Genomic DNA, 14,217 nt, shown 5'->3' on the forward strand with positions numbered 1-14,217 from the left:
AAGGCCCCGCCCATATACGACGCTTGCGCGGAGGCGACAAACGACGTTATCTAGCATTTGGCATTAGAAAAATTGGGGTCAACATGGTCCGACCGCATCTCCCCCTCAATTCCCTGCGCGCCTTCGAGGCTTCGGCGCGTCACCTGAGCTTCACGAAGGCCGCCATCGAGCTGTGCGTCACGCAGGCAGCCGTCAGCCATCAGGTGAAGAGCCTTGAAACCCGGCTGAACGTGACACTGTTCGAGCGCCTGCCGCGCGGACTAATGCTGACGAGCGAAGGCGAAACGCTGCTTCCCACATTGAAGGACGCATTTGACCGGATTGCGGGAACGCTTGAGCGTTTCGAGGCCGGGCATTACCAGGAAATATTGCGGGTCGGCGCGGTCGGAACCCTGGCGGTGGGCTGGCTTTTGCCGCGCCTACGCGATTTCCAGAAAAGCTATCCGTTCATCGACCTGCGGCTTTCGACCAACAACAACCGCGTGGATATCGCGGCCGAAGGCCTCGATTACGCCATCCGCTTCGGCAACGGCGCCTGGCATGACATCGATGCAATCCGACTGCTGGAGGCGCCGCTCGCCCCGCTGTGCATTCCGGAACTGGCGCGCGAATTGCGCGCACCGGCCGATCTTGCGAGGCATACGCTGCTGCGCTCCTATCGCGCCGATGAATGGACGCGGTGGTTTGCGGCCGCAGGCGTCACCGGCGACATGCCGCTGCCACGCAGCATCATGTTCGATTCGTCACTTGCGATGATGGAGGCGGCCATGCAGGGGGCGGGCGTTGCGCTTGCGCCGCCGCTGATGTTCTCCCGGCAATTGCTGGCCGAAGCGATCGTGCAGCCGTTCGGGACGACGGTGAAGATGGGCAGCTACTGGCTGACAAGGCTGCAGTCGCGCCCGGAAACGCAGGCAATGGCGGCGTTTCGCGACTGGCTGATCGAGACGGCGAAGCTCCAGCCATAAGATGACAACAAAAAACCGGACAGTTGCCTGCCCGGTTTTCCGTGTTCAATCATGCGATGATTAGAACTTGTAGCCGATACCGACGCGGATATCCTGCGTGTCCAGCTTGTTGCGAACCGAACCGCCGTCCAGATCGTAGGTCTTGTTGCCGAACTGGGTGTAACGGTATTCGACGCGGCCCAGGATGTTGTCCGTGAGCTTGGCTTCGAGACCGGCACCAGCCGTCCAACCAACGCGGAACTTGCTTTCGTCGTCGATGGCGTTGCTGACCTTGATCTGCGAACCGGCAATACCAGCGGTGATGTACGGCATGACCGGGTTCAGGTCATAGCCGAGACGGCCACGCAGCGAGCCTTCGAAGCCCTGCTTGACTTCCAGACCGTCCTTGGACTTCTTGGCCCAGGAGTAACCGGCATCGCCTTCAACACCGTATACGAACTGATCCTGCTGGAAGTTCCAGCCGGCATAGGCGCCCGTCTTCCAGTCGTTCGGCTTGATGGTGCCGACGGTGTCGTTCTTGGCCTTGTTCCAGCCATAGCCGAGATACAGACCGGTATAGCCGCCAGCCCAGCTGTACTGGGGAGCCATTTCAACCGGAGCCGGAACAGGAGGCTGTTCCTGAATGGCGTCGGCAGCGAAAGCAGTCGCAGAGAACGGCAGCAGCGCAGCCGAGGCGATTACGAGAGACTTAAGAGTGCGCATAGCATTCTCCTTACACAAATTACCTTTAGCGCGGTCCCTTATCGGGCGGACGATGTTGGGAGCAATTGTCCATGCCGCGCTGACAGGACCGACATATCGACGGTAATTGCGGCACGAAATGCCCGCTTTTGTGAAGAGAACCTGTCGAGAACATGGCAAAAATGCGATGTTGCATTATCGCAACGGCGGCTTTGCCTGCCTATATGACAGATAAAGGCCGACAACAGGGACGGAAAACCCCGGCAGGGCGAAACGAAGTTGCTGAAATCCCTACAAATTTGTCAGTTATCAGCACTGTCCGCTCGGTTTTTAGCTGCAATTTTTCCGGCGAAGTGGCATGAAAAAGATCAAAGAATCCCGATAAGAAAGTGTTTACCGTGTTGAACGATCACGCGCCTTGCCTGCTTGCCAAATGTCCGGCCCTGATAACCGGCGGCGCGCGGCGCATCGGAAAGGCAATTGTCGAAGACCTTGCCGCCCATGGTTTCCCGGTCGCCATACATTGCAACCACTCCATCGAGGAAGGCGCGGCCCTTGCCGCGGCCATAAACGAACGCGGCGGGAAAGCCTCAGTGGTGCGTGCCGACCTTTCGTGCGAATCCGATGTTCGCAATCTTGTGGAGGATGCGTCGCGCCAGATCGGACCGATCCGGCTTCTGGTCAACAATGCCTCGCTTTTCGAGGATGACCGCATGGGCCGGCTGGACATGGCGTTGTGGGACAAGCACTTTGCCATCCACCTGAAGGCGCCTGTCCTGCTGGCGGAGGAAATGGCAAAAGCCCTGCCCGGCGGTGAAGAGGGGCTGGTGGTGAATGTGATCGACCAGCGTGTCTGGAAGCTCAATCCGAATTTCTTTTCCTATACGCTTTCAAAAACGGCGCTGTGGAACGCCACCCGCACGATGGCGCAGGCGCTTGCGCCGCAAATCCGGGTCAACGCCATCGCTCCCGGCCCGACATTGCCGAGCGAGCGGCAGAAGCCCGGCGATTTTGACCAGCAGGTCGGGAAACTTCTTTTGCAGCGCGCGCCGGAATTGTCGGAATTCGGGCGTACCGTGCGCTATTTCTGGGAAAGCCGCTCCGTCACCGGCCAGATGATCGCGCTTGACGGCGGGCAGCATCTGGCATGGGAAACCCCGGATATTGCAGGAATTACTGAATGACCGGAAACCGCAAGAACCATGAGGATACCGTCGCGAACCTGCCGTCGGATGACGAGCAGGATGTGGCCGGCATCATCATTGGCGACGCGGAAACCGAAGAGGATGACGACGGCGACGACAGTGTTGAAGCGCCCGCATCGCCATCGGCTGCCGATTCCATCCAGTGGGATTCGTCCGATGGCCTGCCGGATATCGAAGGCTTGAGCGGTCAGGATATCATCAATGCCTTCGTAAAGCGCCTGCCCAACAATCCGGGCGTCTATCGCATGTTCAACAGCGATGGCGACGTGCTTTATGTCGGCAAGGCGCGCAATCTGAAGAAGCGCGTCGCCAATTATGCGCGCGGCATAGCCCATTCGAATCGCATCGTGCGCATGATCCGCGAGACGGCGATGATGGAATTCGTCGTCACGCGCACGGAAACCGAAGCCCTGCTGCTCGAAGCCAATCTCATCAAGCGCTTGCGCCCGCGCTTCAACGTGCTGATGCGCGACGACAAGTCGTTTCCCTACATTCTCCTGACCGGCGACCATCGGGCGCCCGGCATCTTCAAGCATCGCGGCGCGCGATCCCGCAAGGGCGACTATTTCGGCCCCTTTGCCTCTGCCGGGGCTGTCGGGCGCACGATCAACGCGCTCCAGCGCGCCTTCCTGTTGCGAACCTGCACCGATTCGGTTTTCGAAACGCGGACGCGCCCCTGCCTTCTCTATCAGATCAAGCGCTGTTCCGGCCCCTGCACCCATGAAATCAGCGATGCGGACTATGCCGAACTGGTCAGCGAGGCCAAGGCGTTTCTGTCCGGCAAGAGCCAGTCGGTGAAAGACCATCTGGCGGCGGCGATGCAGGCGGCATCGGCTGATCTCGACTTTGAACATGCCGCCGTTTACCGCGACCGCCTGGCCGCGCTTTCGCATGTCCAGTCGCATCAGGGCATCAACCCGCAAACCGTCGAAGAGGCGGATGTTTTCGCCATTCATCAGGAAGGCGGCATGACCTGCATTCAGGTCTTCTTCTTCCGCACCGGCCAGAACTGGGGCAATCGCGCCTATTTCCCCAAAGCCGACAGTTCGCTTGGGCCTGCGGAGGTTCTGGGCGCCTTCCTGTCCCAGTTCTACGACGACAAGCCTTGTCCGCGGCTGGTGCTCTTGTCCGAGCCGGTCGAGGAACAGGCGCTGATCGCCGAAGCACTCTCGACGCGCGCGGGGCACAAGGTGCAGGTCAACGTTCCCCAGCGCGGCGAGAAGAAGGACCTTGTCGACCACGCGCTCACCAATGCCCGCGAGGCGCTGGGGCGGCGGCTTGCCGAAACCTCGTCGCAGGCGCGCCTGTTGCAGGGCATGGCCGAGACTTTCGGCCTTGCCCAGCCGCCGCGCCGGATCGAGGTCTACGACAATTCCCACATCATGGGCACCAATGCCGTCGGCGGCATGATCGTCGCCGGGCCGGAAGGCTTTGTCAAAAACCAGTACCGCAAGTTCAACATCCGCTCGACCGACATTACGCCGGGCGACGATTTCGGCATGATGCGCGAGGTGATCGAGCGGCGTTTCTCACGGCTGGTCAAGGAACATGGCACGCCGGAAGAACCAGCCGACGCGGAAGCAACCGATGCATTTCCCGCATGGCCCGATGTCATTTTGATCGATGGCGGACAGGGGCAGGTCGGCGCCGTCAGGCAGATACTGGGCGAGCTTGGCATCAGCCATCTGGTCAATGCCATCGGCATTGCCAAGGGCGTCGATCGCGAAGCGGGGCGCGAACGCTTTTTCGTGGAGGGCAGACAGCCCTTCACGCTGCCGCCGCGCGACCCCGTGCTCTATTTCATCCAGCGCCTGCGCGACGAAGCGCACCGGTTTGCCATCGGCACGCACCGCGCCCGGCGCAAGAAGGAAATGGTCAAGAATCCGCTCGACGAAATTGCGGGAATCGGCCCCTCGCGCAAGCGCGCGCTTCTGCACCATTTCGGGACCGCGAAGGCCGTTTCACGCGCTGCCGTGGAGGACCTCATGCAGATCGACGGCATTTCCGAAGCCATGGCCCGCACGATTCACGACCATTTTCGCGACAGATGACGTAATTTTGTTCTGGATGGGGGTGTAAGCGGCATTACGTCCCGGCAGAACATATTCGCAGGTGTTGATTTTATGTGTCATCCCTGATGATGTGCGCAAACGAACGATGCGGCGGAACAATGCAGAAGAATCATACCCTCTCCCTACCCAATATCCTCACTTACGGCCGGATCATTGCCGTTCCCCTTGTGGTATTGTGCTTCTTTATCGAGGGAAAACTGGAATCGAGCGATTTCGCCCGGTGGACCGCGCTGGGATTGTTCGTCGTTGCCAGCATCACCGACTTTCTCGACGGCTATCTCGCCCGCATATGGAAGCAGACATCGACCATCGGCCGCATGCTCGACCCGATCGCCGACAAGCTTCTGGTATCCGCCATCCTGCTGCTGCTGGCCGCCGACGGCACCATTGCCGGCTGGACGCTGTGGGCCGCCATCATCATCCTGTGCCGCGAAATCCTGGTTTCGGGCCTGCGCGAATATCTTGCCGAGCTGAAAGTCAGCGTTCCGGTTTCCCGCCTCGCCAAGTGGAAGACGACCGCGCAGATGATTGCGCTCGCATTTCTGCTCGCAGGCCCTGCCGGTGACAAAATCATGCCCTATGTAACGGAGACAGGCATCGTCCTGCTTTGGATATCCGCGCTGCTGACGCTTTACACAGGCTGGGATTATTTCAAGGCGGGCCTCAAACACGTGATGGATTGATTCAGTGACGGTAAAACTCGTCTATTTTGCATGGGTGCGCGAGAAAATCGGCAAGGGCGAAGAAATCATCGAACTCCCCTCGCCCGAAACGACGGTCGGCGATCTCATCAGCCACCTGAAATCGCGGGGCGATGAATATGAAGCCGCCTTCGAGCATGAACAGGTCATCCGCGCCGCAATCAATCAGGAACATGCCGACCATGACGAAGCCGTGCATGACGGCGATGAGGTTGCGCTCTTTCCGCCCATGACGGGAGGATGAGATGAGCGGGCAAACCACATGCCCTCTTTTTGTCGGCATAAGAAGCGACGATTTCGACACGGCTGCGGAGCTGCGCAGGCTGGAGCATGGGCGCACCGATATCGGCGCCATCGTCACCTTTACCGGCCTTTGCCGCGATGAAAGCGGCACGCTGTCCGCGCTGGAACTGGAACATTATCCGGGCATGGCCGAGGCGGAAATCACCCGCATCGCCCGGCAGGCCATCGCGCGCTGGCCGATAACCGCACTGACGGTCATTCACCGTTACGGGCTCATCAAACCGGGTGAAAACATCGTTCTGGTCGCCGCCGCTTCCTCGCATCGCCATGCCGCTTTCGAGGCCGCGTCATTCCTGATGGATTACATGAAAACCGACGCGCCATTCTGGAAGCGGGAGCATCTGGCGGACGGTTCGGTCGGCGGCTGGGTATCGTCCAGGGAGGAAGACGAAAAGATTCGCGAACGCTGGCAGCACGTATAATCCTGCGATTATGGACCGTCCGCGCGAAGCCGTTTTTCATTTTAATCGCGAATTAACTATTTAACCCCCTAAAATATTGGCGCATTTGATCGGTGCATTCTTGCGCCGCCACAATTTTCACATGAATATTTCGCTATGGTCGGCATCATGAATCAGCCGCCGACAGGCGATGATGACAGACAGACTGGAAACCCCATCAGCGCCATCTGTCTTGCAACCAACAACGCGTACGGGTACGGAAGTTTCGGGCTTTGACGATGCGAAATGGACTGGCGACAACCCTTTCAATCGCTGCGGCACTTGTGGTCGGTGTTGGCGCGCTTGGCGGCGCTGCCCTGTTCCTGACCACATCCATGCCGACAAGCAGCATGGCGGCGGAAAAAACGGTCAGCGGCAAGGTCATGTATCGCGAGCGCATCGCGCTGCCGCCGGAAGCGAGCCTCACCGTTCAGCTTTCCGACGTCTCGCTAGCCGATGCCCCCTCCAGGATCATCGGCGAAACGCGGATCGAATCCGTCCAGGGCTCGCCGATCCCCTTCGCGCTCAATTTCGATACGGGCCAGATCCAGCCCGGCCACACCTACGCCTTGCAGGCGCGGATTTCCGCCGGCGATACGCTGTGGTTCGTCAATGACGAGCGCTATGCCATCGATCCGGAAAATCCCGGCGAACCCGCCGAAATCAAGGTCGTGATGGTTCGCAAGAACGGCGACCCAGGCGCCGCCATCGGCATAGAGGGCAAGGACTGGCTGGCCGAAGATATTCAGGGCGGCGGCGTGATCGACAATGCGCAGACCACCCTGACGGTTTCCACCGACGGCGCCGTCAGCGGTTCGGGCGGCTGCAACCGCTATTTCAGCAAGGCGACCGTCACCGGCGAAAACATCGCCTTCGCCGAGATCGGATCGACCTATGTGCAGTGCCCGCCCGCCCTCATGAACCAGGAGCGCAAGTTCCTCGACGTGCTCGGCAAAACGAGGTCCTACAAGATCGACATGGGCAAGCTCGTTCTCTTCGACAACGAGGGGAAGGAAATGGCAAGGCTCGCACAGAGCCTTTGAAACCTGTTTCCGCATATCGCCCAAGCAACAAAAAAGCCCGGTCGAACCGGGCTTTTTCTTTGCATATTCAATGGGATCAGCCGACGATTTCGGTGCCCGAGAACCAGTATGCGATTTCTTCCGCAGCGGTTTCAGGCGCGTCCGAACCGTGGACGGAGTTTTCGCCGATCGACAGGGCGAATTCCTTGCGGATGGTGCCTTCTTCCGCATTGGCCGGGTTGGTTGCGCCCATGACTTCGCGGTTCCTGGCGATGGCGTTTTCACCTTCCAGAACCTGAACGATCGTCGGGCCGGAAGACATGAATTCGGTCAGTTCGCCGAAGAACGGACGATCCTTGTGAACAGCATAGAAGCCTTCCGCTTCGCGCAGGCTCATCCAGACGCGCTTCGAAGCGACGACGCGCAGGCCAGCCGCTTCGAGCTTGGCGGTGATGGCGCCGGTCAGGTTGCGGCGGGTCGCATCGGGCTTGATCATGGAGAAGGTACGTTCGATTGCCATTATGACACCTTGTTTGATGAAAGGAGAAAAGTGAGGCTCTATACCGTCGATGAGCTAAAATGCCAAGAGGCGAACCGATTTGCGCCTTGAGACGGCAGAAAATTGATTGCATAGATAGTGCCGTGCCGATTCAACCGCGCGGGGAGCGGCAGCAGCAGGGGGCTTTCATGGAACAGTATTTTCAGATGTTCGCCTATTACAACCGATGGGCGAACGAACTGGTCTATGCCGCGGCTGCCGAACTGAGCGACGAGGAATACAGGCTCGACCTCGGCCTGTTCTTCGGCTCCATCCACCGCACGCTCAACCATTTGCTGGTTGCCGACCGTATCTGGATGAAACGCTTCACCACGGAAGGCGATCATCCCAACGCGCTTGACGCCATCCTTTCCGATAATTTCATCATGCTGCGCGATCTGCGCCAGGCGGAAGACGCCCGCATTTGCCGCTTTGTCGACAGCCTCGATGCGCAAAAGCTCGGCGGGCGTTATACCTATACGCCGATGCGCGAAATGCGCACGATAAGCCAGCGGCTCGCGCCCTCGCTTGCTCATATGTTCAATCATCAGACGCATCATCGCGGGCAGATCCACGCCGCCTTCACAAGGCTGGGGATAGAAGCGCCCTCGCTCGATCTCTTTCAATTCCTGCGGACAGAAGGCGGGCGGCGCTTCGCCTGATTGTTGTTGATACTTGCGGAAACGCTTCAAGCCGTGCAAAAGCGCTTTCACCATGCTTATCCTTGACGACATTTCCGTACGCATCGCCGGACGCCTCCTGATCGACCACGCCAGCGTGACGCTGCCTGCGGGATCGAAGACGGGTTTCGTGGGCCGCAACGGCACCGGCAAATCGACCCTGTTTCGCGTCATTACGGGCGATCTTGCGCCGGAAACCGGCAGCATCTCGCTTCCGAAGAACACGCGCATCGGCCAGGTCGCGCAGGAAGCGCCGGGCACCGAAGAGCCGCTGATCGACATCGTCATGAAGGCGGACAAGGAACGCGCCGCCCTTCTGGAGGAAGCTGCGACCGCCACCGACCCGCATCGCATCGCGGAAATCCATACCCGCCTTGCCGATATCGACGCGCATTCGGCGGAAGCCCGTGCGGGCGCCATCCTTTCCGGCCTCGGTTTCAGCGCCGAAGCGCAACGCCAGCCCGCTTCCGCCTTTTCCGGCGGCTGGCGCATGCGCGTCGCGCTCGCCGCCGTTCTCTTCGCCGAACCAGACCTGCTGCTGCTCGACGAACCGACCAACTATCTCGACCTTGAAGGTGTGCTGTGGCTGGTCGACTATGTGAAGCGCTATCCGCACACGGTCATCATCATCAGCCACGACCGCGATCTCCTGAACTCGGCCACATCATCGATCATGCATCTCGACCAGAAGAAGATCAGCTTCTGGCGCGGCAATTACGACCAGTTCGAGCGGCAGCGACACGAAATGCTGGAATTGCAGCAAAAGGCCCATGCCAAGCAGGAAGCCCACCGCAAACATATGGAAAGCTTCGTGGAGCGGTTCCGCGCCAAGGCCACCAAGGCGCGGCAGGCGCAATCTCGCCTGAAGGCACTGCAAAAGCTCAAACCCATCGAGCTTTATGTCGAAAGCCATGTGCAGCCCTTCCGTTTTCCGGATGCGGAGAAGAAGGCAGCCTCCCCCATCATCGCGCTTGACGGCGCGGATGTGGGCTATGTGCCGGGCAAGCCGGTGCTGCGCAATGTGACGCTGCGCATCGACAATGACGACCGCATCGCCCTCCTCGGCTCGAACGGCAACGGCAAATCGACACTGGCCAAGCTGATTGCCGGTCGCCTGACGCCTGAAAAAGGCACGCTGACGGTTTCGCCCAACCTGAAGGTTGCCTTCTTCGCGCAGCATCAGCTGGATGACCTCATACCGGAAGACAACGCCATCGAGCATGTGCGCAAGCTGATGCCGACGGAGCCGGAGGCGAAGGTGCGCGCCCGCGTTGCGCAGATGGGACTTTCGACGGAAAAGATGCTGACCCCGGCCAGGGATTTATCGGGCGGTGAAAAGGCGCGCCTTTTGATGGGGCTTGCGACCTTCCATGGGCCGAACGTGCTGATCCTCGACGAACCGACCAACCATCTGGACATCGACAGCCGCGAAGAGCTGGTCCACGCGCTCAACGCTTTCAACGGCGCGGTGATCCTGATTGCCCATGACCGCCATCTGATCGAAGCCACGATGGAACGGCTCTGGCTGGTGCGCGAGGGCGGCGTGAAGGCATTTGAAGGCGATCTCGACGAATATCGGCAGATCGTTCTGGCCGACGCCAAGGGAGAACCGGCTGCCGACCGCGACGACGGCGCCAGGGTCAACAAGGCAGAACAGCGAAAACTTGCCGCCCAGAAGCGCGAGGCCATGGCCCCCTTGCAGAAAAAGATCAAGGAAACCGAAGCCTTGATTCAAAAATTGCAGAAACAGATTCAAGGCTTCACCGCGCAGCTTGAAGACCCTGCCCTTTACGAGAAGGAACCGCAGAAGGCGATCCGGATCAACAAGGACATGAGCGATGCCCGCTCTGCCCTTGCGGAAGCGGAAGACAGATGGCTGGAACTTTCCACCGAATATGAAGACGCGATGGCGGAGTGACGATCAAGGGCGCCGGGGCAAACATTCCTTGCGCAAAAGCCCACGGTCCCGCCAGCGTGTTGTCAAACTTGACAACACCATCATCTGTTGGCATAATTGACAACATGAAAGCGCGGAAGCTCACCGAGTACAAAAGCGTCGAGACGGACGGAAGCATTATCCAGTTCGTTGTCTGGCAGGTTCCGACGCCGGTGCCGCCTGCGTCCCACGGATTCAAATATCGGATGGTCTACATCCAAAACGGAGAACGTGTCGTCGGCTTCGATAATGAACGTGGAAAAGGTGACCATAAGCATCTGGACGGGAAAGAATATCCGTATCCGTTCACGACCCTGGAACAACTTATCGAGGACTTTTTAGTCGAAGTGGAAAAACGGAGGCGGTCATGAGAACATTGACGATCACGACGAATCCGAACTGGAAATCGGCATTGCGCGCGGCCGGACAACGGGCCAAGGCTGGCCTGACGTCTGGTGAATATCAGGGCGAAACGCTGAATTTCGAAACGCCGGGCGCGTTCTTTTCCCACCTTACCGAACGGCGTTGGCTCTTGCTCAATGAGCTTTTGGGAAGCGGCACGGTGGGTGTGCGGGAACTTGCCCGCCGATTGGGCCGCGACGTCAAGCGCGTCCACGAAGACGCCGCAGCCCTGGTCGAATTGGGCCTGATAGAAAAAGATGAGCGCGGCGCGCTTTATTGCCCGTTTGGCAATATCCACGTTGACATGGTGATGACGCCGTCGACCAAAGTGGCGTGATTGAGGGCTATTCTGTCTGGAAATGCTTCAGGCAAGTATCAACAAGGCCACGATTGCGAGCACGGCCCAGCCGATGATGCGCATCGCAACCGGCAGCGGACGCGGCATGAACCGCACCGCCAGAAGCGCGAGAAAGACGGTAAGAACGGGAAAACCGAAATAAAGGGCGGCGTAACCACTTTGCCCTTCAAAGGATGAGCCGAAGAGGCCCAACCTTTCGAACGGTATCAGCACGAGAAGCGCGGCCAGAGCCGAAAGCAGCAACAGCAGCAATCTATCGGAAATCCGGCCAAACATCGTTATCAATCAGCTCTGGGGACGCAGGCGCGTGCGCATCAAGGCATAAAGGCCGGTTGCACCGAGGATCAGACCGATCGTCGTATAGACCTCATCGGGTGTTTCCGCGCCCCGGCGCAGCACCAGATCGGCTTTTGAAAGTTGCAGCCCGTCCGTGTTTCCCTGCACCAGACGAAACGCATAAAGCCCCGGAATGACGGGATCGATGTCGCCCGCGCTCTGGCGCAGAACGCTGCCGTCCTGCGGGCGGTCCGTATTGATGGAACCGCTGGTCGAGGCAAAATCAAGCCCCTGCGAGAGAACCGGCATCCCGTCGCGGCTGACGGCAAGCGTCACCGCCGAACGCCGTTCGGCTGGGACATAGCCCGGCAAGGGCGTCGCATCGATGAACACGCGCACCGGCCCATCATCCGCCGACAGCCTGACTTCCTGTATCTTGAAGCTGCTCTGGCGGTTTTCGAGCATGGTCCAGCGACCGATTTCGCTGCCCGTGAAATGGCGCATATACCATGGATAGCCGATGCCAAGGCCAAAACCGGCGACGATCATCACAATGAATAGCGCCCGCATCACGCTTTGCGCTCCCAGCGGCGATCCGGCGTTTGCTGCCAATAGGTCAAATCGTGGCTCCCTGCCTTGAAGCTCTTCCATTGTGTCCGGGCAATATCAAGCTGTTCCTGATCATGCCCGTCGAACATGACGACAAGCCGCTCATAGGCATCCGCCTGTTCCAGCCCTGCCCCCTCGACCAGAAAGCGCACCGTCGCGCCATTCGGATTGGCTTCACTGGTGGTGAGCAGGACCGGCTGGTGTTCGGGGTGAGGCTCCTTGTCGGTGCCATGCGCCACGAAAGAGGTGTCGGAGAAGGTCCAGAGCAAGCCGTCCAGCGCATCGCGTCTTTCCTCGCTGACGGTCTGGATCGTCACGCGCCAGCCGCGCCCGAGCGAGCGTTCGACCAGGCCGGGCAAGGCCTCGTCGAGGGTCGATTCCGTCAGATGGTAGAAGAGAATTTCCGCCATGCGCTATCCGTTTTGCGAACAGGTGGAGAAACTGATTCCGCTTCTCCACCCATCCTGTTGTTTTAGCTTTCGAAATGATCCCGGACAAGGCGATCCAGCAGGCGCACGCCATAGCCGGAAGCCCATGTCTGGCTATATTCGCTGGCAGGCGACCCCATGGCCGTACCGGCCACATCGAGATGTGCCCACGGCGTCTCGCCGACAAAGCGCTTGAGGAACTGCGCCGCCGTGATCGATCCGCCATAGCGGCCGGCGCTGTTCTTCATATCGGCAAACTTCGAATCGATCATCTTGTCATATTCGGTGCCGAGCGGCAGGCGCCACAGCTTTTCGCCGGTCGACTGGCCCGCATCGTAAAGCTGGTCCGCAAGCTCGTCGTCATTGGAGAACAGGCCCGCATGATACTGGCCAAGCGCGACCATGACCGCGCCCGTGAGCGTGGCCAGATTGATGATGAAGCGCGGCTTGAAACGGTCATTCGTATAGTGCAGCGCATCGGCGAGGACGAGACGGCCCTCGGCATCGGTGTTGATGACTTCGATCGTCTGGCCGGACATGGATGTTACGATGTCGCCCGGACGCTGCGCATTGCCATCGGGCATGTTTTCGACAAGGCCGATCACGCCGATGGCATTGACCTTTGCCTTGCGCCCGGCCAGCGCGCGCATCAGGCCGGTGACGGCTGCCGCGCCGCCCATGTCGCCCTTCATGTCTTCCATGCCGGCGGCAGGCTTGATGGAGATGCCGCCCGTATCGAACACCACGCCCTTGCCGACGAAGGCAACCGGCTTTTCCTTGCTCTTCGCGCCCTGCCATTCCATGACGACCAGCCGCGGCGGACGAACCGAGCCCTGCGCCACGCCCAGAAGCGCGCCCATGCCGAGCTTCTTCATTTCCTTCTCGCCCAGCACCTCGACCTTCACGCCCAGTTTTCCGAGCTTTTCGGCCTCCTGCGCAAACTCGACCGGCCCCAGAATATTCGCAGGCTCATTGACGAGATTGCGCGCCTGGATCACACCGTCCGCGACCGCTTCGGCGACCTCAAAAGCGCGCTTTGCCGTATGCTGGTCCGCGACGCAGATGCTGATCTTGGCTGCATGTTTCGGATCGCCGCCATTGTCCTCCTTGTTCTTGCGCGTCTTGTAGCGTTCGAACTTGTAGGAGCGCAGGATCATGCCAAGCGCCAGATCGGCCGCCTCGTCACCGGCGATGGTGGTCTCCGGCAAGGCGAGCGTCACGGTTGCGCGTTCGGCCTTGCCGATTCGGGAAAATGCTGCCCCGCCGATCTTCAGCCAGTCGTCATTGCCAAGCTTGCCGGGTTCGCCCACGCCAACCAGCACGATCTTGTCGATCCCGCTGGAAGCCGTCTCGATCGCTTCCGCCGTCTTGCCCAAGGCGCCGGTAAAGCCGGAAATTTCAGCAATGCGCCTGATCTTTTCCGCACCGCCGACGGCCTCGGCCGCCTCGTCCGCAAAACCGCCGCCCTTGGCGACGAGGACGATGGACACGCCTTTTTCCGGTGCTGCAAAATCGCTGAAAGAGATCGAAGGACGTTTAGACATGACAACTCCAAACTTGGTGTCGATTTGAGAATGACACGATTGTGTCGCGACTTTTCC

17 protein-coding genes are annotated in these 14,217 nt (G+C 59.6%); 11 read left to right on the forward strand and 6 right to left on the reverse strand.

Annotated features, from left to right (window positions below):
• The first annotated feature begins 83 nt into the window (after positions 1 to 83).
• On the forward strand, positions 84 to 965 hold the full coding sequence (locus AVM02_RS12720) for a LysR substrate-binding domain-containing protein (protein WP_411507305.1): 882 nt from the start codon (positions 84 to 86) through the stop codon (positions 963 to 965).
• 60 nt (positions 966 to 1,025) lie between these two features.
• Here AVM02_RS12720 and omp25 read toward each other — a convergent pair whose 3' ends face one another.
• A complete protein-coding gene (omp25, locus tag AVM02_RS12725; RefSeq protein WP_411507306.1) occupies positions 1,026 to 1,667 on the reverse strand; it encodes an outer membrane protein Omp25 in 642 nt (213 codons plus the stop codon).
• A 401-nt stretch (positions 1,668 to 2,068) separates the two neighbouring features.
• Between omp25 and AVM02_RS12730 the strand changes: the two genes are divergently transcribed.
• The 6 genes from AVM02_RS12730 (at position 2,069) to AVM02_RS12755 (ending at position 7,410) form a co-directional block, all read left to right on the forward strand.
• On the forward strand, positions 2,069 to 2,830 hold the full coding sequence (locus AVM02_RS12730; protein WP_411507460.1) for an SDR family oxidoreductase: 762 nt from the start codon (positions 2,069 to 2,071) through the stop codon (positions 2,828 to 2,830).
• The gene (gene uvrC / locus AVM02_RS12735) at positions 2,827 to 4,902 is read left to right on the forward strand and encodes an excinuclease ABC subunit UvrC (RefSeq protein ID WP_411507307.1); all 2,076 of its coding nucleotides are present in this window, start codon (positions 2,827 to 2,829) and stop codon (positions 4,900 to 4,902) included. The genes AVM02_RS12730 and uvrC overlap by 4 nt, the downstream gene beginning before the upstream one ends.
• 119 nt (positions 4,903 to 5,021) lie before the next feature.
• The gene (gene pgsA / locus AVM02_RS12740) at positions 5,022 to 5,606 is read left to right on the forward strand and encodes a CDP-diacylglycerol--glycerol-3-phosphate 3-phosphatidyltransferase (RefSeq protein ID WP_411507308.1); all 585 of its coding nucleotides are present in this window, start codon (positions 5,022 to 5,024) and stop codon (positions 5,604 to 5,606) included.
• Positions 5,607 to 5,610: 4 nt separating this feature from the next.
• Positions 5,611 to 5,868 carry a molybdopterin converting factor subunit 1 gene (gene moaD, locus AVM02_RS12745; RefSeq protein ID WP_411507309.1) on the forward strand — a complete coding sequence of 86 codons (258 nt, stop codon included), beginning with the start codon at positions 5,611 to 5,613 and terminating at the stop codon, positions 5,866 to 5,868.
• Between the two features lies 1 nt (position 5,869).
• Positions 5,870 to 6,349: a molybdenum cofactor biosynthesis protein MoaE gene (locus tag AVM02_RS12750; protein WP_411507310.1), complete on the forward strand. Its 480-nt coding sequence runs from the start codon at positions 5,870 to 5,872 to the stop codon at positions 6,347 to 6,349.
• A gap of 257 nt (positions 6,350 to 6,606) precedes the next feature.
• Positions 6,607 to 7,410 (forward strand): YbaY family lipoprotein, encoded by an 804-nt coding sequence (locus AVM02_RS12755; protein ID WP_411507461.1) that lies wholly within the window; start codon positions 6,607 to 6,609, stop codon positions 7,408 to 7,410.
• Positions 7,411 to 7,486: 76 nt separating this feature from the next.
• Here the strand turns inward: AVM02_RS12755 and ndk are convergent, their stop codons facing one another.
• Complete coding sequence (gene ndk, locus AVM02_RS12760; RefSeq protein ID WP_411507311.1) at positions 7,487 to 7,909, reverse strand: nucleoside-diphosphate kinase; 423 nt, start codon at positions 7,907 to 7,909, stop codon at positions 7,487 to 7,489.
• A 167-nt stretch (positions 7,910 to 8,076) separates the two neighbouring features.
• Here ndk and AVM02_RS12765 point away from each other — a divergent pair, with 167 nt between their 5' ends.
• From AVM02_RS12765 to AVM02_RS12780, 4 genes are read left to right on the forward strand one after another with little or no spacing between them, the layout of a single operon-like run.
• Positions 8,077 to 8,589, forward strand: a complete 513-nt coding sequence (locus tag AVM02_RS12765; RefSeq protein ID WP_411507312.1) for a DinB family protein — start codon at positions 8,077 to 8,079, stop codon at positions 8,587 to 8,589.
• Positions 8,590 to 8,641: 52 nt separating this feature from the next.
• Positions 8,642 to 10,525: an ABC-F family ATP-binding cassette domain-containing protein gene (locus AVM02_RS12770; RefSeq protein ID WP_411507313.1), complete on the forward strand. Its 1,884-nt coding sequence runs from the start codon at positions 8,642 to 8,644 to the stop codon at positions 10,523 to 10,525.
• The gene (locus tag AVM02_RS12775; RefSeq protein ID WP_411507314.1) at positions 10,522 to 10,914 is read left to right on the forward strand and encodes a DUF6516 family protein; all 393 of its coding nucleotides are present in this window, start codon (positions 10,522 to 10,524) and stop codon (positions 10,912 to 10,914) included. Before AVM02_RS12770 ends, AVM02_RS12775 begins: the two co-directional genes overlap by 4 nt.
• Positions 10,911 to 11,282, forward strand: a complete 372-nt coding sequence (locus tag AVM02_RS12780; protein WP_340583752.1) for a hypothetical protein — start codon at positions 10,911 to 10,913, stop codon at positions 11,280 to 11,282. Before AVM02_RS12775 ends, AVM02_RS12780 begins: the two co-directional genes overlap by 4 nt.
• A gap of 27 nt (positions 11,283 to 11,309) precedes the next feature.
• Here the strand turns inward: AVM02_RS12780 and AVM02_RS12785 are convergent, their stop codons facing one another.
• The 4 genes from AVM02_RS12785 to AVM02_RS12800 form a co-directional block, all read right to left on the reverse strand.
• A complete protein-coding gene (locus tag AVM02_RS12785) occupies positions 11,310 to 11,555 on the reverse strand; it encodes a hypothetical protein (protein ID WP_411507315.1) in 246 nt (81 codons plus the stop codon).
• A gap of 33 nt (positions 11,556 to 11,588) precedes the next feature.
• Positions 11,589 to 12,149, reverse strand: a complete 561-nt coding sequence (gene bspB, locus AVM02_RS12790) for a type IV secretion system effector BspB (protein ID WP_411507316.1) — start codon at positions 12,147 to 12,149, stop codon at positions 11,589 to 11,591.
• On the reverse strand, positions 12,149 to 12,598 hold the full coding sequence (locus tag AVM02_RS12795) for a DNA polymerase III subunit chi (protein WP_411507317.1): 450 nt from the start codon (positions 12,596 to 12,598) through the stop codon (positions 12,149 to 12,151). The genes bspB and AVM02_RS12795 overlap by 1 nt, the downstream gene beginning before the upstream one ends.
• Positions 12,599 to 12,660: 62 nt before the next feature.
• Positions 12,661 to 14,160: a leucyl aminopeptidase gene (locus tag AVM02_RS12800; protein WP_411507318.1), complete on the reverse strand. Its 1,500-nt coding sequence runs from the start codon at positions 14,158 to 14,160 to the stop codon at positions 12,661 to 12,663.
• Positions 14,161 to 14,217: the final 57 nt, after the last annotated feature.

Origin of the sequence: Brucella anthropi (assembly GCF_046630315.1) — a bacterium.
GTDB lineage: Bacteria > Pseudomonadota > Alphaproteobacteria > Rhizobiales > Rhizobiaceae > Brucella > Brucella anthropi_A.

Bases quoted from the DNA above. Each gene is read 5' to 3' on its own strand.
- AVM02_RS12720 (WP_411507305.1), top strand. From the start codon at position 84: ATGGTCCGACCGCATCTCCCCCTCAATTCCCTGCGCGCCTTCGAGGCT.
- omp25 (WP_411507306.1), bottom strand. From the start codon at position 1,667: ATGCGCACTCTTAAGTCTCTCGTAATCGCCTCGGCTGCGCTGCTGCCG.
- uvrC (WP_411507307.1), top strand. From the start codon at position 2,827: ATGACCGGAAACCGCAAGAACCATGAGGATACCGTCGCGAACCTGCCG.
- pgsA (WP_411507308.1), top strand. From the start codon at position 5,022: ATGCAGAAGAATCATACCCTCTCCCTACCCAATATCCTCACTTACGGC.
- AVM02_RS12750 (WP_411507310.1), top strand. From the start codon at position 5,870: ATGAGCGGGCAAACCACATGCCCTCTTTTTGTCGGCATAAGAAGCGAC.
- AVM02_RS12755 (WP_411507461.1), top strand. From the start codon at position 6,607: ATGCGAAATGGACTGGCGACAACCCTTTCAATCGCTGCGGCACTTGTG.
- ndk (WP_411507311.1), bottom strand. From the start codon at position 7,909: ATGGCAATCGAACGTACCTTCTCCATGATCAAGCCCGATGCGACCCGC.
- AVM02_RS12765 (WP_411507312.1), top strand. From the start codon at position 8,077: ATGGAACAGTATTTTCAGATGTTCGCCTATTACAACCGATGGGCGAAC.
- AVM02_RS12770 (WP_411507313.1), top strand. From the start codon at position 8,642: ATGCTTATCCTTGACGACATTTCCGTACGCATCGCCGGACGCCTCCTG.
- AVM02_RS12780 (WP_340583752.1), top strand. From the start codon at position 10,911: ATGAGAACATTGACGATCACGACGAATCCGAACTGGAAATCGGCATTG.
- bspB (WP_411507316.1), bottom strand. From the start codon at position 12,149: ATGCGGGCGCTATTCATTGTGATGATCGTCGCCGGTTTTGGCCTTGGC.
- AVM02_RS12795 (WP_411507317.1), bottom strand. From the start codon at position 12,598: ATGGCGGAAATTCTCTTCTACCATCTGACGGAATCGACCCTCGACGAG.
- AVM02_RS12800 (WP_411507318.1), bottom strand. From the start codon at position 14,160: ATGTCTAAACGTCCTTCGATCTCTTTCAGCGATTTTGCAGCACCGGAA.